The 17,451-nt window shown below is 72.9% G+C and carries 16 protein-coding genes; 9 read left to right on the top strand and 7 right to left on the bottom strand.

Annotated features, from left to right (window positions below; all coding sequences use genetic code 11):
- Positions 1–162: 162 nt before the first annotated feature.
- From ACNJ93_RS20300 to ACNJ93_RS20290, 3 genes are read right to left on the bottom strand one after another with little or no spacing between them, the layout of a single operon-like run.
- Entirely contained in the window at positions 163–570 is a 408-nt protein-coding gene (locus ACNJ93_RS20300) for a RidA family protein (RefSeq protein WP_418958823.1), read from the bottom strand.
- The gene (locus ACNJ93_RS20295) at positions 567–1,331 is read right to left on the bottom strand and encodes an IclR family transcriptional regulator (protein ID WP_418958822.1); all 765 of its coding nucleotides are present in this window, start codon (positions 1,329–1,331) and stop codon (positions 567–569) included. The genes ACNJ93_RS20300 and ACNJ93_RS20295 overlap by 4 nt, the downstream gene beginning before the upstream one ends.
- A complete protein-coding gene (locus tag ACNJ93_RS20290) occupies positions 1,328–2,419 on the bottom strand; it encodes a sugar kinase (protein ID WP_418961475.1) in 1,092 nt (363 codons plus the stop codon). The genes ACNJ93_RS20295 and ACNJ93_RS20290 overlap by 4 nt, the downstream gene beginning before the upstream one ends.
- Positions 2,420–2,595: 176 nt before the next feature.
- Here ACNJ93_RS20290 and ACNJ93_RS20285 point away from each other — a divergent pair, with 176 nt between their 5' ends.
- Positions 2,596–3,879: an amino acid deaminase gene (locus ACNJ93_RS20285; RefSeq protein WP_418958821.1), complete on the top strand. Its 1,284-nt coding sequence runs from the start codon at positions 2,596–2,598 to the stop codon at positions 3,877–3,879.
- Positions 3,880–3,893: 14 nt separating this feature from the next.
- A complete protein-coding gene (locus ACNJ93_RS20280; RefSeq protein ID WP_418958820.1) occupies positions 3,894–5,477 on the top strand; it encodes an N-acyl-D-amino-acid deacylase family protein in 1,584 nt (527 codons plus the stop codon).
- A 106-nt stretch (positions 5,478–5,583) separates the two neighbouring features.
- Here the strand turns inward: ACNJ93_RS20280 and mptB are convergent, their stop codons facing one another.
- Both mptB and ACNJ93_RS20270 read right to left on the bottom strand, forming a co-directional pair.
- On the bottom strand, positions 5,584–7,035 hold the full coding sequence (mptB, locus tag ACNJ93_RS20275; protein ID WP_418958819.1) for a polyprenol phosphomannose-dependent alpha 1,6 mannosyltransferase MptB: 1,452 nt from the start codon (positions 7,033–7,035) through the stop codon (positions 5,584–5,586).
- An 11-nt stretch (positions 7,036–7,046) separates the two neighbouring features.
- Complete coding sequence (locus ACNJ93_RS20270; RefSeq protein ID WP_418958818.1) at positions 7,047–7,376, bottom strand: hypothetical protein; 330 nt, start codon at positions 7,374–7,376, stop codon at positions 7,047–7,049.
- 194 nt (positions 7,377–7,570) lie between these two features.
- Here ACNJ93_RS20270 and ACNJ93_RS20265 point away from each other — a divergent pair, with 194 nt between their 5' ends.
- The 6 genes from ACNJ93_RS20265 (at position 7,571) to ACNJ93_RS20240 (ending at position 13,886) form a co-directional block, all read left to right on the top strand.
- Positions 7,571–8,782, top strand: coding sequence for a pyridoxal phosphate-dependent aminotransferase (locus tag ACNJ93_RS20265; protein ID WP_418958817.1), 1,212 nt, complete (start codon positions 7,571–7,573; stop codon positions 8,780–8,782).
- Positions 8,783–8,866: 84 nt separating this feature from the next.
- Positions 8,867–9,256 (top strand): hypothetical protein, encoded by a 390-nt coding sequence (locus ACNJ93_RS20260; protein WP_418958816.1) that lies wholly within the window; start codon positions 8,867–8,869, stop codon positions 9,254–9,256.
- Between the two features lie 138 nt (positions 9,257–9,394).
- Positions 9,395–10,495 (top strand): hypothetical protein, encoded by a 1,101-nt coding sequence (locus ACNJ93_RS20255; protein WP_418958815.1) that lies wholly within the window; start codon positions 9,395–9,397, stop codon positions 10,493–10,495.
- Between the two features lie 19 nt (positions 10,496–10,514).
- Entirely contained in the window at positions 10,515–11,714 is a 1,200-nt protein-coding gene (locus ACNJ93_RS20250) for a toxic anion resistance protein (protein WP_418958814.1), read from the top strand.
- The gene (locus ACNJ93_RS20245) at positions 11,711–13,288 is read left to right on the top strand and encodes a substrate-binding and vWA domain-containing protein (RefSeq protein WP_418958813.1); all 1,578 of its coding nucleotides are present in this window, start codon (positions 11,711–11,713) and stop codon (positions 13,286–13,288) included. The genes ACNJ93_RS20250 and ACNJ93_RS20245 overlap by 4 nt, the downstream gene beginning before the upstream one ends.
- The gene (locus ACNJ93_RS20240) at positions 13,275–13,886 is read left to right on the top strand and encodes a hypothetical protein (RefSeq protein ID WP_418958812.1); all 612 of its coding nucleotides are present in this window, start codon (positions 13,275–13,277) and stop codon (positions 13,884–13,886) included. Before ACNJ93_RS20245 ends, ACNJ93_RS20240 begins: the two co-directional genes overlap by 14 nt.
- 138 nt (positions 13,887–14,024) lie before the next feature.
- On the opposite strand, the gene ACNJ93_RS20235 is transcribed toward ACNJ93_RS20240, so the two are convergent.
- A complete protein-coding gene (locus ACNJ93_RS20235) occupies positions 14,025–15,848 on the bottom strand; it encodes a phosphoenolpyruvate carboxykinase (GTP) (protein WP_418958811.1) in 1,824 nt (607 codons plus the stop codon).
- Positions 15,849–16,044: 196 nt separating this feature from the next.
- On the opposite strand from ACNJ93_RS20235, the gene trhA reads away from it, so the two are divergent.
- The gene (trhA, locus tag ACNJ93_RS20230) at positions 16,045–16,731 is read left to right on the top strand and encodes a PAQR family membrane homeostasis protein TrhA (RefSeq protein WP_418958810.1); all 687 of its coding nucleotides are present in this window, start codon (positions 16,045–16,047) and stop codon (positions 16,729–16,731) included.
- Between the two features lie 62 nt (positions 16,732–16,793).
- Here the strand turns inward: trhA and ACNJ93_RS20225 are convergent, their stop codons facing one another.
- Entirely contained in the window at positions 16,794–17,450 is a 657-nt protein-coding gene (locus ACNJ93_RS20225; protein WP_418958809.1) for a vitamin K epoxide reductase family protein, read from the bottom strand.
- Position 17,451 lies beyond the last annotated feature (1 nt).

Below are 17,451 nucleotides of genomic sequence, written 5' to 3'. Positions count from 1 at the left end.
CCCCTCACGTCACACCGCCAGACTGAGCAGTGCCGCCGCCGTGAAACCGGCCACGGACAGGACCGATTCGAGGACCGTCCAGGACGTCAGGGCGTCCCGTTCCGAGATGCCGAAGTACTCGCCACGGGACCAAGCCGCGCCGGATGCCGAGGGCCGGGTGTCTCAGCCGAGGACCGCGAGGGCGTCGATCTCGATGAGCAGGCCCGCGGGCAGCCCGACGTACACCGTGGTGCGGGCCGCGGGCGCCTCCTTCAGCTCGGAGGCGAAGTACTCGTTGTAGATCTCGTTCATCTCGGCGAAGTGGGCGACGTCCGTGAGGTAGACGCGCATCATCATCACGTCGTCCCAGCGCGCGCCGCCCGCCTCCAGGACCGCCTTGACGTTGGCGAAGGTCTGGAGGGTCTGCTCGCGCAGGGTGGGGCCGGCGGGCGTGGGGGCCTGGCCCTCGACGGCCGGCAGGAAGCCGACCTGGCCGGCGACCTGGAGGATGTTGCCCTTCTTCACGCCGTGCGAGAACTTCGCCGGCGGGGCGGTGTGGGTGGGCGGGGTGATCGCGGTCTTCTCGGTCATGCGGTGGCTTCCTTCGGAGGGGTCGTGCCGGAGTACTCCCGGCTGATGGCGTCGGCGGTGCGGCGCACCAGCGGGAGCAGGGCGAGGAGTTCCTCGGCGGTGACGACGACGTTGGGCGCGGAGACCGACATGGCGGCCACGACCCGGCCGTCCGCGCCGCGGATGGGCGCGCCGACGCAGTTGATGGACTCCTCGTGGCCGCCGAGGTCGGTGGCCCAGCCCTGTTCGCGCACGGTCGCCAGCTCCTTCAGGAAGGCGGCCGCGTTCGGCGTCGAACGGGGCGTGTACGGGGGGTAGTCGAGCTTGGCGGCGAGGGCCCGCCGCTCCGGCTCGGGCAGGTCGGCGAGGAGCAGCTTGGCCACGGCGGCGACGGTGATCGCGACGGGCTTGCCGATCCGCGAGTACATGCGGACCGGGTAGCGGCTCTCGACCTTGTCGATGTAGAGCACCTCGCCCTCCTCGTACACCGCGAGGTGGACGGTGTGTCCGATCTCCTCGTTGAGCGCGACGAGATGGGGGTGGGCGATCTCGCGGATGTCGAGGTTCTCGACGGCCTCCTGCGCCAGCGCGAACAGCCGGGCGCCCAGCCGGTACCGCTGGTCCTCCTGGCGGTACACGAGGCCGTGCTCGTGCAGGGTGCGCAGCAGGCGCAGGGCGGTCGACTTGTGGACGCCGAGCCGCTCGGCGACCTGCCCGAGGTCGGCGGGGCCCTGGGCGAGCAGCGGCAGGATGCTCAGCGCGCGGTCGACGGTCTGGCTCATGGCGTACGTACCTCCTGGTCCTCCCCCGTCCAGCCGGGGCCGAGACGAAGTCTCCCCCAGGCGGTGTCGTCCAGGGCGACGAGCCGGTCGGCGTGTGCGCGGGCCGGGGGAACGCCGAGGTCGGCGGGGACGGTGAGGGCGGCGGCGGCCATGAGGTGCCCGTGCCGCAACCGCTCCTTCGGCCCCAGCCCGCGCAGGGTCCCGGACAGGAACCCGGCGGCGAAGGCGTCACCGGCGCCGACGGGCGCGACGACGTCGACGACGGGGGCGGGGACGGCGGTACGGGTGTCGGCGGTACCGGTGTCGGCGGTACCGCCGATGCGGGTATCGGCGATGCGGGCGTCCGCGGTGCCGGTGCCAGTGCCGGTGTCGGCCGTACGGGCGTCCGCGGTGCCGGTGTCGGACCCGGCGCGGCGCTCGTACGCGACCGCGCCGCGCCCGCCCCGCTTCACCACCAGCGTGCCGGGCTCCGGGAGGGCGGCGCGGATCGCGTCCGGGCCGGCGAGGCCCCAGACCTCCTCGGCCTCGTCCTCCCCGACGAACACGAGGTCGGCGCGTCGCGCCAGCTCCAGGAGCACCCGGGCCCCGCCGCCGTCGCGCCACAGCCCCGCGCGGAAGTTCACGTCGAAGGAGACCAGGGGCCGGCCGGGCCGCGGTGCCGTGAGCCCGCGCAGCAGCGCCCGGCAGTCGTCGGACAGGGCCGCGGTGATGCCGGACAGGTGCAGCACCCGCCCGCGGCCCACCGTCTCCCACGGCACCGTCGCCGGCGACATGGCCGAGGCGGCGGAGCCGGAGCGGTAGTAGACGACCTCGTGGCCGTCCGTCGCCCGGTCGGTGGCCGTGCGGAAGTAGACGCCGGTCGGCCGCGCGGGGTCCCGCGTCACGGCTGTGGTGTCGACGCCGTACGCGCCGATCGCGCGGACGAGGTGGTCGCCGAAGCCGTCGGCGCCGACCCGGCCGACCCACTTCGCCCGGTGTCCGGCCGCCGCGAGCGCGCAGGCGACGTTGGACTCGGCGCCGCCGATCGTCCGGGCGAACGCGGGCACGTCGGCGAGGCGGCCCGGGGTCGTGGGTACGAAGGTGACCATGGACTCGCCCAGGCAGACGACGTCCGTGTCCGATGCGCTGGCCACCGTCTGGCTCCTCGTGGGTCGGGCGGATCCATTGACCCGGCGTTGGCCCGGATGTTAGACAGCCGTAAGCGATATACGCAATGCCTGTTGCACAGAATGCAACACCAGGACGCAGTACCCGAGGAGGCCCCATGTCCGCCGACCGGCTCGACGACGAACGCGCCGACCACCGCTTCAAGGCCCTGCCGCCGGACGCCCAGGGGCTGACCCTCGCCGAACTGGCCGCCGAGCGCCGCAACCTCTTCACCGGCGGGTTCACCACCCCCGTACTCGCGCTCTCCGCCGAGCGTCTGGAGCACAACCTGCGCCTCCTGGAGGAGTACACCCGCCGCCACGACCTCGCCTTCGCACCGCACGGCAAGACCTCCATGTCCCCGCAGCTGTTCCGGCGCCAGCTGGAGCACGGCGCCTGGGGCATCACCGCCGCCGTGCCCCACCAGGTGCGCGTCTACCGGGCTTTCGGCATCCAGCGGATCTTCCTCGCCAACGAGGTCGTCGACGCGCCCGCGCTGCGCTGGATCGCCCGCGAGCTCGCCGACGACCCCGAGTTCCGCTTCGTCTGCTACGTCGACTCCGTCCGCGGCGTCGAGCTGATGGACGAGGCCCTGCGCGGCGCGCCCCGCCCCGTCGACGTGGTCGTCGAGCTCGGCGCCGGCGAGGGCGCCCGGACCGGCGCGCGCACCGAGGCCGACTGCCACGCGATCGCGGACGCCGTCGCCGCCGCCGGCACCCTGCGCCTCGTCGGCGTCGCCGGGTACGAGGGCGAGGTCCCGCAGGCCACGGCCGAACGCGTCCGGGCCTGGCTGGACCGGCTGATCGCCCTCGCCGCCGACTTCGACAAGGCGGGCCGCTTCTCCGACTCCGGCACCGGCACCGGCACCGGCACCGACGAGATCGTGATCAGTGCCGGCGGCAGCGCCTGGTTCGACGTCGTCGCCGACGCCTTCGCCGAGATCCCCGCGCTCGGCCGCCCCGTCCTCAAGCTGCTGCGCTCCGGCGCGTACGTCTCGCACGACGACGGCCACTACCGCACGCTCACCCCGTTCAACCGGATCCCCGACGAGGGCGCGCTGCAGCCCGCGTTCCGCCTCTGGTCGCAGGTGATCTCCCGCCCCACCCCCGAGCAGGCGTTCACCAACGCGGGCAAGCGGGACGCCGCGTACGACCTCCACCTCCCGGTGGCCCAGGTCGTCCGCACCCCGGCCGGCGAACTGCGCGAGGCCACCGGCATCACGGTGACCGGCCTGTCCGACCAGCACGCCTGGCTCGCCACCGACCCCACCGCCGAGCTCCAGGTCGGCGACTGGGTCGGCATGGGCCTCTCGCACCCCTGCACCACCTTCGACAAGTGGCAGCTCATCCCGGTCGTCGAGGCGGACGGCACCGTCGTCGACTTCGTCCGTACCTTCTTCTAGGGGGAGCCGTCCTCATGAACGATCTCGTCCTCCGTGATGTCGACGTCGTCGACGGCAGCGGCGCGGACTCCTACCGCGCCGACGTCGCCGTCGACGACGGACGCATCGTCGCGATCGTCAAGGAGGCCGCCGCGGCGGGCTGCCAGCGCCCCACCGGCACCCGGCTCCTCGACGCCGAGGGCCTGGTCCTCGCGCCCGGCTTCATCGACATGCACGCCCACAGCGACCTCGCGCTGCTCCGCGACCCGGACCACAGCGCCAAGGCCGCGCAGGGCGTCACCCTCGAAGTCCTCGGCCAGGACGGCCTGTCGTACGCGCCCGTCGACGACCGCACCCTCGACGAGGTCCGCAGGGCGATCACCGGCTGGAACGGCGACGGCTCGGACCTCGACCTCGACTGGCGCACGGTCGGCGAGTACCTGGACCGGCTCGACCGCGGGATCGCGGTGAACGCCGCGTACCTGATCCCGCAGGGGACGGTCCGCGTGTACGCGATGGGCTGGGAGGACCGGCCGGCGACCGACGACGAGCTCCTGCGGATGAAGCAGCTCGTCGCCGAGGGCATGGAGCAGGGCGCGGTCGGCATGTCGTCCGGGCTCACGTACACCCCCGGGATGTACGCCCCCGACGCCGAACTCACCGAACTGTGCCGGGTGGTGGCGCGCTACGGCGGCTACTACTGCCCGCACCACCGCTCGTACGGAGCGGGCGCCCTGGAGGCGTACGCGGAGATGGTGGCGCTCACCCGCGAGGCCGGCTGCGCCCTCCACCTCGCCCACGCCACGATGAACTTCGGCGTGAACAAGGGGCGGGCGCAGGAGCTGCTCGCGCTCCTGGACGAGGCGCTCGACGCCGGCGCGGACATCAGCCTCGACACCTACCCGTACACGCCCGGCTGCACGACGCTCGCCGCCGTCCTGCCGAGCTGGGCGCACGAAGGCGGTCCCGAGGCGCTGCTCGGCCGGCTGCGGGACGACGCGACCGCGGAGCGGATCCGTCACCATCTGGAGGAGCTGGGTTCCGACGGCTGCCACGGCGTTCCCGTCGAGTGGGACACCCTCGAGATCTCCGGGGTCACGGAGCCCGGACTGACCGGCTTCGTCGGGCGCCGCGTCCCGGACTGGGCCACGGCCCGCCGCCTCCTGCTGGAGGACCGGCTCGGGTCGACGATCCTCCAGCACGTGGGCCACGAGGAGAACGTCCGCGCGATCATGCGGCACCGGGTGCACACCGGGGGCTCGGACGGGATCCTCCAGGGCGCGAAGCCGCATCCGCGCGCGTACGGGACGTTCCCCGAGTACCTGGGGAGGTACGTCCGCGAGGAGGGCGTGCTGTCGCTGGAGGAGTGCGTCGCGCACCTGACCTCCCGGCCCGCGGCGCGGCTCGGGCTGCGGGACCGGGGGCTGGTGCGGGAGGGGTACCGGGCGGATCTGGTCCTCTTCGACCCGGGGACGGTCGCGGCGGGGGCGACGTACGAGAATCCGCGCGTGCTGCCCACCGGGATTCCGCATGTGCTCGTCGACGGGCGGTTCGCGGTGGAGGACGGGCGGCGTACGGATGTCCTGGCCGGGCGGTCCGTGCGGCGCGCGGCTGGGTAGGGGCGTGTGGCCGAGTAGCGGCGTGCGGGTGGGTAAGGGCGGGGGGGCAGGCCTGTGGTCGGTGACGCGTGGGACGTTCCGGGGGTGGCATTCGGGACTGCATGATTTACGGCGCGCTTCGGTCGCTGGTTTTCCGGGCGTTTCTCCCGCGCCACACCTCACGCTCTACGTCCCGAACGCCACCCCCTCCACGTCCCCCGCTTCCGTCGTGGGCCTCCTTCCGCCGGCCCCACAGCGCCAGGCCGCAGGCCGCCGCCCCGGCGAGGACGAAGCCGTACCACGGGGTGTGGCCGTCGGGTGCGGTCTCATAGACGAGCGCCCCCGAGAGCACGGCGGCCGCCTGCCACGGCCGGCCGGTCCGCGCGGCCGCTGCCAGTGCCGCCGTTCCCCACAGCAGGTACCAGGGCTGGACCATCGGGGAGAGGGCCACCAGGGCAAGCAGTGCCAGGCCGAGGCCGTGGGCGGGTTCCAGTCGCTGCTGCCACGTGCGCCAGGCCGTCCAGGCGATCAAGGTGGCCGCGGACAGGAGGCCCGCCTGCTGGACCGCCGTCTTCGCCGCGTCCGAGCCCGTCAGGACGCTGAGGCCGAGGCCCAGGTCGCTGGTGAGCGACAGGGCGGTGTGGATCGTGCCCGCGACGCCCTGCGTGCGCAGCCAGCCGAAGCCGGTGCCGGCCAGGAGGGAGGCGCCGGCCGCCACGGCTGCGGCGACCAGCGTGGGGCCCAGTACGCCCCGGAGTGGGCCGGTGCGGCGGGTGACGATCACGGAGACGAAGACGAGGGCCACCGCTGCCGGGGACTTCACCATGATCGCCAGGCCCAGGAGGGCGCTGCCGAGGATCCACCGGCCGCGCACGGCCAGGAGCAGGCCGCCGAGCATGAGCCCGATCATCAGGCCGTCGTTGTGCAGGCCGCCCACGACGTGGATCAGGAGGAGGGGGTTCAGGACCGCCAGCCACAGGGCCCGCGGGCCGCCGCCCAGGCCGCGTACGGCCCAGACGATCAGGGCGACCGCCGCCAGGGCGAGCAGCCGCATGCCGAGGACGGCGGGGACGACGGTCCCGCCGGTCAGCGCCACGACGCCCTGGGCGAGCAGCAGGAAGGCGGGTCCGTACGGGGCGGGGGTGTCGGTCCAGTGGCCGCCCACGCTGTCGGCGGCATCGGCGCCGAGGTCGTGCGGGCCGAGCACGGAGGGCCCGGCGGCGTACACGTCGTGGCCCTCCAGCACCATCGCGCCCTGGGCGACGTAGCTGTACACGTCCGCGCTGTAGAGGGGCGGCGCGAGGAGGAGGGGGGCGGTCCAGCAGGCGAACGTGGCGAGGACCCGGTCGCGCTCGCCGCGGGCGAGCAGCGCCCCGTACCGCCACCAGGCGGCGACGAGCAGGGTCAGCCCGAGGTACGCGAGGAGGGCCCCGGCGACGGAGAGCGCGGGACCGCGGTCCACCCACAGGCCCCAGGGGTCACGGACCGGCAGGGCGCCCGCGGTGAGGCCGCCGACGGCGATGCCGAGCGACCCGGCCGCACCGAGCCACCGGCAGCCGGAAGCGCTCACCATCCCCATGACGGCTCAACCTACCGGGGCCGCTTGGTGGGCCCGCGCCCCTTGCCGGGCTTCTCGGTCGGCTCCCAGCCGGGCGTGGAGCTGCCCTCGGGGGCGGGCGCGGAGGCGGAGGCGACGGTCTTCGGCGCCGAGGCGGAGGGGGAGGCGGAGGGGCGCGTCCCGGGCTGCGTGGCGCGCGGCGGGGACGCCGACGGCGAGGGGTCGGCGGAGTCCGTGCCGGCGCCGCCGCCGATCAGCGCCGGAGCCTCCCGCCGCTGCTCGGACCCCGGCTCGGGTCCGCCGGACGAGCCGCCGCCGAGGAGCGCGGCGGCCCCGGCGATCGCCACGCCGAGGAAGGCCACGACCGCTGCGATCGGGGCCCAGCCAGGTATCCGGCTCCGCTTTCGATGCCTGGACGCACACATGTGCGCAGATCGTAACGGTCCCGCGCCCGGCCCGTGCACACCCGCGGTGGAGCGGCCGTGGGGGCCGCCGGGGTGCCCGACGTGTCCCAAAACACGAAGCGTCCCGTCCGCCCCCGCCGTAAGCTCTCGACATGCAGGTGATCCAGTCCACGAAGCTCGCCAACGTCTGTTACGAAATCCGGGGCCCGGTGCTCGAGGAGGCGATGCGGCTGGAGGCTGCCGGTCACCGCATCCTCAAGCTGAACACCGGCAACCCGGCCGCGTTCGGTTTCGAGTGCCCGCCGGCGATCCTCGAGGACATGCTCCGCAATCTGGCGGACGCGCACGGCTACGGCGACGCGAAGGGCCTGCTGTCCGCGCGGCGCGCGGTGATGAGCCACTACGAGACGAAGGGCATCCCGCTCTCCGTCGAGGACATCTACCTGGGCAACGGGGTCTCCGAGCTGATCCAGATGGCGATGCAGGCGCTGCTGGACGACGGCGACGAGGTGCTGGTCCCCGCTCCGGACTACCCGCTGTGGACGGCGTCGGTCTCGCTGGCCGGCGGCACGGCGGTGCACTACCGCTGCGACGAGCAGGCGGACTGGATGCCGGACCTCGCCGACATCGAGCGGAAGATCACCGACCGCACCAAGGCGCTGGTGATCATCAATCCGAACAACCCGACCGGCGCGGTCTACGACGACGAGATGCTGCGGGGTCTGACGGAGATCGCCCGCCGGCACAACCTGATCGTCTGCTCGGACGAGATCTACGACAAGATCCTGTACGACGGCGCCACGCACACCCCGACGGCCGCGCTCGCGCCGGATCTTCTCGTGCTGACGTTCAACGGCATGAGCAAGAACTACCGGGTGGCCGGTTTCCGCTCCGGCTGGCTGGCGGTCTGCGGCCCGAAGGCGCACGCCTCCTCGTACATCGAGGGCCTGACGATTCTGGCGAACATGCGGCTGTGCGCGAACATGCCGGCGCAGCACGCGGTGGCCGCGGCGCTGCAGGGCAGGCAGTCGATCGAGGACCTCGTGCTGCCGGGCGGCCGGCTGCTTGAGCAGCGGAACGTGGCGTACGAGCTGCTGACGCAGATCCCGGGCGTGACCTGCGTGAAGCCCAAGGGCGCGCTGTATCTGTTCCCGCGGCTGGACCCGAACGTCTACAAGATCAAGGACGACCGGCAGATGGTCCTGGACCTGCTGCGGGCCGAGAAGATCATGGTGGTGCACGGCACGGGCTTCAACTGGCACGAGCCGGACCACTTCCGCATCGTGACGCTGCCGAACGCGACGGATCTGGCGGACGCGGTGACGCGGATCGGGACCTTCCTGGACGGCTACAGCCAGCCATAACCCGCACACACTCCGGACTGTCCTCAACTTTAGACCGAATCCAATGTAGGATGGCTGCAGAGCTACCGCTGCAGGAGGCCGTCCATGTACGAACCGATCCGCACCAAGTCGGTCCATCGGGTGGCCGACGACGCCCGGGAGTCGTTCCCGCACCGCTCCCGCGAGGAGGAGCTGGACATCCAGCTCGCCGGACACCTCGCCGCGCTGCTCGCCGTCACCGACGAGCTCGGCGACCCGGCCGGCGAGCGCATCGCCGAGCAGGTCGCCCGGCTCCGCGGCGCGCCCCCGGCGCGGCACGCCGGCCTCTCCGGCGCGGACCGCACCGCCCTGCACCGCCGCGCACACGCCCTCGCGGGCCGCGCGCTGGTCGTGGCGGCCTCCCGGGCCGACACGGCCGCAGCGATCCTCGCCGCCGAGCGCATGGACGCCCACACCGCCGCCCTCACCGACCAGGACCTGGTCACCACCCCCTGACGGCCCCGGCCCGCGCGCCGGGGAGGCAGCGCGGCCCGGGCGCCACCCACCCCGGCGGCCGGCGTACCGAAACCCCCTGCTCCGGTTCGGTACCGCGATGGCAGCTTCACCCCCCGTCCACCCAACTCCCCCCGGAACGTGGGTTTCCGCGAGCAGATTGCCCCCGTGAGACGCATCGTGGGAATCGTCCTGGCGGTGCTGCTGATCGGCGGAGTGGGAGCAGCCGTCGTCGCAGGCCGCGACACAGGAGACGGCACGGCAACGAAGACCGTGCGTGGAGTGATCGGGTCGGAGAAGGCGGAGTTCTTCGACGATCCCGACGTGGTGAAGGCCCTCGCCGCCAAGGGCTACACCGTGACGACGGAGACCTCCGGGTCCTGGGACATGGAGCAACTGCCCCTCGCGGGCTACGACTTCGCGTTCCCGTCGTCCAAGGCGCCGGCCGACACACTGCGGGCCAAGGCCAAGGTGACCGGCGCGCCGCAGCGGCCGTTCTACTCGCCGCTCGTCGTCGTCGCGCACCGCGGCGCCGCCGAAGTGCTGGCCGGCAACGGGCTGGCCCGGCTGAACGGGCCCTTTGGCGGCACGCTGCGGATGGAGGCGTACCTCGCCGCCGCCCGCGCCGACCGGACCTGGCAGCAGCTCAAGGGCGCCGAGAAGCACCCGGAGCTGAGCGGCACGCTCTTCATCACCTCGACCGACCCGGTCGCCTCGAACTCCGGCGCCCTCTACCTCGCCGCCGCGAGCTACGTCGCCGACGGCGGCAAGGTCGCCGGCGACACGGCCGCCGTGGAGCGCACCGCGCCGCTGCTGCGCAAGCTCACCCAGGTGCAGGGCGCCCAGCAGACCGGCTCCGACGCCCCGTTCCGCGACTTCATCAGCGGCGTCGGCAACCCGCTGGTCCTCGTCTACGAGTCGCAGGTCGCCGCGCAGCTGCTCGCGAAGCAGGACCTCGGCGACCTGGTGCTGCTCTACCCGGACACCACCGTCAGCAGCGACCACACCGTCGTCGCGCTGACCGAGCACGGCCGCGCGGTCGGCGAACTGCTCGCCACCGACCCGGAGTTGCGCAAGCTCGCGGTCCGGCACGGCTTCCGCCCGCAGGGCGCCGCCGCCGAGTTCACCACCGCCACCGCGGCCCACGAGGACCGCATCAACCAGACGCTCACCGGAGTCCGCCAGGCGCCCGTGCCCACCAGCGAGGTGCTGCACGAGATGGCGCGGCGGGCCCGTTCCTGAGGCAACCAGGGGGACACGCATGACCACCAGCCCACAGGGCCCGCTCCTCACCCCGCCCGACGAGCCGCCACTCGTCCTGACCCCGCCCGAGCCGGTCGCCCCGGTCCGCACCGAGCAGGCGTCCGGACTCGTGCCGCTCGACGACGCGGTCCGTGCCGAGATGAGCCGGCGCGCCGCCGAGTACGTCGGCTCGCTCGCCGGCGTCGACCCCCGCTCGCCCGAGTTCGCCGGCCGCATCGGCGAGATCACCTCCCTCGGCGCGGGCGACATCCGCAGCGCCGCCCAGCAGACCAACCGCATGCTCGACCGCACCGTCCGCTCCCTCTCCGACGGCGGCGGCGACGCCTCGTCCCGCGTCGGCGGCTCCCTGGTCGAACTGCGCCGCACCATCGACGACCTCGACCCGCGCGACACCCCCGCGAAGGGCGCCCGCAAGCTGCTCGCGAAGCTGCCCGGCGGCAACAGGGTCCGCGACCACATCGCCAAGTACGCCTCCTCGCAGGCCACCCTCAACCGCATCGTCGGCACCCTGCGCGGCGGCCAGGACGAACTGCGCCGCGACAACGCCGCCCTGCAGACCGAACGGACCCGCCTGTGGGAGACCATGGGCAAGCTCCAGGAGTACGCGGTGCTCACCGAGGCCCTGGACGCCGCCGTCGAGGCGCACGTCGCCCGCACCCCGGACCCGGCCGCCGCCGACGCGCTCCGCGCCGACGTGCTCTTCCCGGTCCGCCAGAAGCACCAGGACCTGCTGACCCAGCTCGCCGTCTGCGCCCAGGGCTACCTCGCGATGGACGTGGTCCGGCGCAACAACGACGAGCTCATCAAGGGCGTGGACCGGGCGGCGACGACCACGGTCTCGGCGCTGCGGATCGCGGTCATGCTCTCCTCCGCGCTGGAGAACCAGCGCCGGGTCACCGAGCAGATCGACGCCCTGACGGCGACCACGGACGGCCTGATCCGCGCCAACGCGGACGCGTTCTCCCGCCAGTCCGGCGAGATCCAGCGCATCGCGGCCGACCCGGCGGTGGCCGCCGACACCCTGCGCACCGCGTTCCAGCAGATCTACCGGACCCTCGACGCCATCGACACGTACAAGGTCCAGGCGACCGAGGCGATGGCGTCCACCGTGGAGTCCCTGACGGCCGAACTGCACACCGCGAGCGCGTACCTGGACCGCACCCGCCGCACCGGCGCCCTGGAAGGCGGCCTCGGATGAGACGCCCGACCGCCCTGCGCCGCGCCGCCGCCCTCCTCGCCTCCGCCCTGCTCCTCGCCGGCGCCGCGGCCTGCGGCGGCGGCACGGAGGACGACGCCCAGGACGACCACACGTACAGGCCGGGCACCCTGCGCGTGCTCGCCTCCTCCGAACTGGCCGACATGAAGCCCGTCCTGGACGCGGCCGCGAAGGCGACCGGCGTGACCGTCCGCCCCACGTACGCGGGCACCCTCGACGCCGTCGAGCAGGTCGCCTCCGGCCGGGCGGACGGCCGGTACGACGCCGTCTGGCTGTCGTCCAACGACTACCTGCGGCTGCGCCCCGAGGCCGGGAGGCGGATCACCGGCGAGACGCCCGTCATGACCTCGCCCGTCGCCCTCGGCCTGCGGGCCGAGGCGGTCGCCCGGCTCGGCTGGGACCCGGCGAAGGTCACCTGGGCGCAGGTGCACCGTGCCGTCGCCGACGGCAGGCTCGGCTACGGCATGACCGACCCGGTCCGCTCCAACTCCGGCTTCTCCGCGCTGGTCTCGGTCGCCTCCGGCCTGTCCGGCGCGCAGTCCGCGCTCACCGACGCGGACGTGGCGCGGGCGACGCCGTTGCTGAAGGAGTTCTTCGCCGGGCAGAAGCTGACCTCCGGCTCGTCCGGCTGGCTGGCCACCGCCTACGCCCGCCGCTCCGACGTGGACGCGCTGGTCAACTACGAGTCCGTCCTGCTCTCGATGCGGCCGAAGCTGACGGTGATCCGTCCCAGCGACGGCGTCGTCACCGCGGACTACCCGTTCACCACGCTCACCGCGGCCCGCCCCGAGGCGAAGGACGCCGCCCGCCGCCTCACCGCGCACCTGCGCGGCCCGGAGGCCCAGCGGATGATCACCGAGAAGACGCTGCGCCGCCCCGTCGTCCCCGGTGTGAAGCCGGCCCCGGCGATCGCCGCCGACGCCCGCCGCGAGCTGCCCTTCCCCGGCAGCCGGTCGGTGGCCGACGGGCTCCTCGACGCGTACGACAACCGGCTGCGCCGCCCCTCGCGCACGGTGTACGTGCTCGACACCTCGGGCTCGATGTCCGGTGAGCGGCTGGAGCGCCTGAAGGCCGCGCTGACGGAACTGACGAAGGACTTCCGCGACCGGGAGGAGGTCACGCTGCTGCCGTTCGGCTCCTCGGTGAAGCGGGACCAGGTCCGTACCCACACCGTCGACCCGAAGGACCCGGACGAGGCGCTGGCCGCGATCCGGGCCGACGCCGGCCGGCTGTCCGCCTCCGGCGAGACGGCGATCTACAGCAGCCTCCAGGAGGCGTACGCCGTCCTCGGGTCGGGCGACACCCGCTCGGTGTTCACCTCGATCGTGCTGATGACCGACGGCGAGAACACCTCCGGCGCGCCGGCCTCCGGCTTCGAGGACTTCTACCGGGCCCTGCCGGAGGACCGCCGGAGCACCCCGGTGTTCCCGATCCTGTTCGGCGACTCGGACCGCGCCGAGCTGGAACGCATCGCGGAACTCACCGGCGGCCGGCTGTTCGACGCCACGACCGGCTCGCTCGACGGCGCCTTCGAGGAGATCCGTGGCTACCAGTGACCGCCCCCACGCGGTGCTCCGTTACCTGGAGTCCCGCAAGAACCTGGCCGGTTCCGCCGCGGGCCTGGCCGGGCTGGCGCTGACGTTCACCGGCCTGGCCGGCGCGTACTGGCCGGTGGTCGTCGCCGGCCTGTACGGCGCGGCGGCGCTGCTCGCCCCGCCGGACCGCCCGCCGGTGCCGCCGTTCCCCGACCCGGAGGAGGAACTGGGCGCGCTGCGGCAGAACTTCACGACCCTGCGGACGTATCTCGCGGAGGTCGACCTGCCGCCGGCCGCGGCCGGCCGGCTCACCGAGCTGAACGCGGTCCTGGAGGCGCTGCTCGACGAGCGCTGGGTGGCGGACGTGCTGAAGCAGGACCCGGAGGCGGTGCACGTGCTGTCCCGGGGGGTGCGCCAGGACATCCCGGAGGCGGTGGACGCTTTCGTCCGCACCCGCTGGTGGAACCGGGTCGCGCCGGGCGCGGACCCGCCGGAGCGGCATCTCGAACGCCAGCTGGGCGCCCTGCACCGCAAGATGACCGCGATCGCCAGCGCCATGCGGGACGCCGAGCTGCGCCGCCAGGAGGCGCACACCCTCTTCACGGAGGAGGACGTGTAGCGGCCGGTACGCGGACATGCTGCGGCCCCCGGAGCCTGGTGAGGCGGCTCCGGGGGCCGATGCGTCGTGGCGGGCCGTCGTGACCCCACTGGTCAGGGCGGTGTTCGGGGCAACCCGCCACGAGTCACGGGGCGGGGACTAGCCCAGGCGCTCCACGAGGGCGCGGTACTCGTCCCACAGCTCCTTCGGCGTGTGGTCGCCGAAGGTGTTGAGGTGCTCGGGGACCAGGGCGGCCTCCTCGCGCCAGATCTCCTTGTCGACGGTGAGCAGGAAGTCCAGGTCCGCGTCGGCCAGCTCCAGGCCGTCGGTGTCCAGGGCCTCCTTCGTCGGCAGGATGCCGATGGGGGTCTCGACGCCCTCGGCCTTGCCGTCCAGGCGCTCGACGATCCACTTCAGCACGCGGCTGTTCTCGCCGAAGCCGGGCCACACGAACTGGCCGGCGTCGTTCTTGCGGAACCAGTTGACGTAGTAGATCTTCGGCAGCTTCGCGGCGTCCGCGGACGCGCCGACCTTGATCCAGTGCGCCATGTAGTCGCCCATGTTGTAGCCGCAGAACGGCAGCATGGCGAACGGGTCGCGGCGCAGCTCGCCGACCTTGCCCTCGGCGGCGGCGGTCTTCTCGGAGGCGACGTTCGCGCCGAGGAAGACGCCGTGGTTCCAGTCGAAGGACTCGGTGACCAGCGGCACGGCGGAGGCGCGGCGGCCGCCGAAGAGGATCGCGGAGATCGGGACGCCCTTGGGGTCCTCCCACTCGGGGGCGATCGTCGGGCACTGCGCGGCCGGGACGGTGAAGCGGGCGTTCGGGTGGGCGGCCGGGGTCTCGGACTCCGGCGTCCAGTCGTTGCCCTTCCAGTCGATGAGGTGCTCGGGCGCCTTCTCGGTCATGCCCTCCCACCACACGTCGCCGTCGTCGGTGAGCGCGACGTTGGTGAAGACGGAGTTGCCCCAGAGGGTCTTCATGGCGTTGGCGTTGGTGTGCTCGCCGGTGCCGGGCGCGACGCCGAAGAAGCCCGCCTCGGGGTTGATCGCGTACAGCCGGCCGTCCTCGCCGAACCGCATCCAGGCGATGTCGTCGCCGATGGTCTCCACGGTCCAGCCGGGGATCGTGGGCTCCAGCATGGCGAGGTTGGTCTTGCCGCAGGCGGACGGGAAGGCCGCGGCGACGTACTTGGACTCGCCCTGCGGCGGGGTGAGCTTGAGGATCAGCATGTGCTCGGCGAGCCAGCCCTCGTCACGCGCCATGACGGACGCGATGCGCAGCGCGTAGCACTTCTTGCCGAGCAGGGCGTTGCCGCCGTAGCCGGAGCCGTACGACCAGATCTCGCGGGTCTCGGGGAAGTGCGAGATGTACTTGGTGGAGTTGCACGGCCACGGCACGTCCTCCTGGCCCTCGGCCAGCGGGGCGCCCAGGGTGTGCACGGCCTTGACGAAGAAGCCGTCGGTGCCCAGCTCGTCCAGGACGGCCTGGCCCATGCGGGTCATGGTGCGCATGGAGACGGCGACGTACGCGGAGTCGGTGATCTCGACGCCGATGGCGGAGAGCGGGGAGCCGACCGGGCCCATGCAGAAGGGCACGACGTACATGGTGCGGCCCTTCATGGAGCCGCGGAAGATGCCGTTCTCGCCCGCGAAGATCTCCTTCATCTCCGCCGGGGCCTTCCAGTGGTTGGTCGGGCCGGCGTCCTCCTCCTTCTCGGAGCAGATGAAGGTGCGGTCCTCGACGCGCGCGACGTCGGTCGGGTCGGAGGCGGCGTAGTACGAGTTCGGGCGCAGGGTGGGGTCGAGCTTCTTGAAGGTCCCCTTGGCGACGAGTTCCTCGCACAGGCGCTCGTACTCGGCCTCGGACCCGTCGCACCAGACGATGCTGTCGGGCTGGGTGATCCCGGCGATCTCGTTCACCCAGGAGAGAAGCTCCTGGTGCTGGGTGGGGACGGTGGTGGGAGCCGCGTTGTCGCGCGCCACGATTGCTCCTTATGAGGGGTTTTTTAGGTGTCTGCCCCGTGGGGGCCGCGACCCGGATGCGTCGTAGCTGCTCATCCGGTGCCGACCGCACTCATTTGATCATCCGACGCGCGTGCCCATATGTCCAGAGGGCCGCACACGTGAGCATCGCCACTCCCGCCCGGAACCTACGCGCGCGTAGGTAGCATGTTCGTCCATGACTGCAGTGACACCGGAGGACACCCGGACGGACCAGGCTCTGCCGGTGCCGTTGAAGCCGCGCCTGCGCGGCTGGCTGCACGCGGGCATGTTCCCCGCCGTGATCGTGGCCGGGCTGACGCTGGTCGCGCTCGCGGACTCGCCGCGGGCACGGATCGCCTGCGGGATCTACGTGCTCACCGCCTGCCTGCTGTTCGGCATCAGTGCCCTCTACCACCGGGGCGACTGGGGTCCGCGGGGCGAGGCCGTGCTCCGCCGCCTCGACCACGCCAACATCTTCCTGATCATCGCGGGCACCTACACCCCGCTCACGCTGCTCCTGCTCCCCGAATCCACCGGACGGCCGCTGCTGTGGGCCGTCTGGGCCGCGGCCGTCGCCGGGATCGCCTTCCGGGTGTTCTGGGTCGGCGCCCCGCGCTGGCTCTACACGCCCTGCTACCTGGCGATGGGCTGGGCCGCGGTGTTCTACCTGCCGGACTTCCTGCGGGCCGGCGGCATCGCCGTCCTCGTCCTGGTCATCGTCGGCGGCGTGCTCTACAGCGCCGGCGGCGTCATCTACGGGATGAAGCGCCCCAACCCCTCGCCGCGCTGGTTCGGCTTCCACGAGGTCTTCCACTCGTTCACCCTCGCGGCCTTCGTCGTCCACTACGTCGGCATCTCGCTGGTGGCCTACCAGCACGCCTGACGCCCGGCCCCGGAACGCACACGGGGGCGGCCCGGTTCTCCGGGCCGCCCCCGACGCGCGTCTCAGCTCGTCCAGAAGTCCCACCAGCGGGTCAGGATCAGCATCCCGATGACCCCCAGGTGCAGGACCGGCAGGGCGAAGGTGAACTCGGCACAGAAGCCCCGCAGTCCCGCGGGCGCGGGCAGCACGCCCGTCCGCACGTTGTGCGAGGTCACGTACCAGAACATGACGATCGTCGCGGTCCAGGCCAGACAGCACCACAGACAGAGCGCGTTGATCTCGTACAGCGACTGGTGCATCAGCCAGGTGCAGAAGCCGACGCCGAACAGCGTGCCCGCGTTCAGCCCCAGCCAGAACCAGCGGCGGTGGCGGGCCCCGGCCAGCAGCCCGGCCCCGATGGCCACCACCATCCCGTACGTGACGAGCCCCAGCATCGGGTTCGGGAAGCCGAACACCGCCGCCTGCTCGCTCTTCATGATGCTGCCGCAGGACACCACCGGATTGAGGCTGCAGCCCGGCTGGAAGTCCGGGTCCTCCAGGAGGTGGAACTTGTCCAGCGTGATGACCCAGGCCGCGAGCACGCCCGCCGCCCCGGTCACCACCAGCAGCCGGCCGAGCGCCCGGCTCGCGCCGATCAGCCCGTCGCCGTCCGGCCCCGGAGACCTCTCCAGCCGGTGCCGCTGACCCGGCACCCCGTCCCGTACACCTACCGCCGCCATC

The organism is Streptomyces tritici (assembly GCF_048500665.1).
Classification (GTDB): domain Bacteria; phylum Actinomycetota; class Actinomycetes; order Streptomycetales; family Streptomycetaceae; genus Streptomyces; species Streptomyces tritici.
The sequence above is the reverse complement of the archived record's forward strand: the minus strand, read 5'-3'. Positions and strand labels throughout refer to the sequence as shown.

What these genes read in the sequence shown, in the direction of transcription:
- trhA (WP_418958810.1), top strand. Translation starts at nt 16,045, where the DNA reads ATGACTGCAGTGACACCGGAGGACACCCGGACGGACCAGGCTCTGCCG.
- ACNJ93_RS20250 (WP_418958814.1), top strand. Translation starts at nt 10,515, where the DNA reads ATGACCACCAGCCCACAGGGCCCGCTCCTCACCCCGCCCGACGAGCCG.
- ACNJ93_RS20265 (WP_418958817.1), top strand. Translation starts at nt 7,571, where the DNA reads ATGCAGGTGATCCAGTCCACGAAGCTCGCCAACGTCTGTTACGAAATC.
- ACNJ93_RS20295 (WP_418958822.1), bottom strand. Translation starts at nt 1,331, where the DNA reads ATGAGCCAGACCGTCGACCGCGCGCTGAGCATCCTGCCGCTGCTCGCC.
- ACNJ93_RS20225 (WP_418958809.1), bottom strand. Translation starts at nt 17,450, where the DNA reads ATGGCGGCGGTAGGTGTACGGGACGGGGTGCCGGGTCAGCGGCACCGG.
- ACNJ93_RS20280 (WP_418958820.1), top strand. Translation starts at nt 3,894, where the DNA reads ATGAACGATCTCGTCCTCCGTGATGTCGACGTCGTCGACGGCAGCGGC.
- ACNJ93_RS20260 (WP_418958816.1), top strand. Translation starts at nt 8,867, where the DNA reads ATGTACGAACCGATCCGCACCAAGTCGGTCCATCGGGTGGCCGACGAC.
- ACNJ93_RS20245 (WP_418958813.1), top strand. Translation starts at nt 11,711, where the DNA reads ATGAGACGCCCGACCGCCCTGCGCCGCGCCGCCGCCCTCCTCGCCTCC.
- ACNJ93_RS20285 (WP_418958821.1), top strand. Translation starts at nt 2,596, where the DNA reads ATGTCCGCCGACCGGCTCGACGACGAACGCGCCGACCACCGCTTCAAG.
- ACNJ93_RS20290 (WP_418961475.1), bottom strand. Translation starts at nt 2,419, where the DNA reads ATGGTCACCTTCGTACCCACGACCCCGGGCCGCCTCGCCGACGTGCCC.
- mptB (WP_418958819.1), bottom strand. Translation starts at nt 7,035, where the DNA reads ATGGGGATGGTGAGCGCTTCCGGCTGCCGGTGGCTCGGTGCGGCCGGG.
- ACNJ93_RS20300 (WP_418958823.1), bottom strand. Translation starts at nt 570, where the DNA reads ATGACCGAGAAGACCGCGATCACCCCGCCCACCCACACCGCCCCGCCG.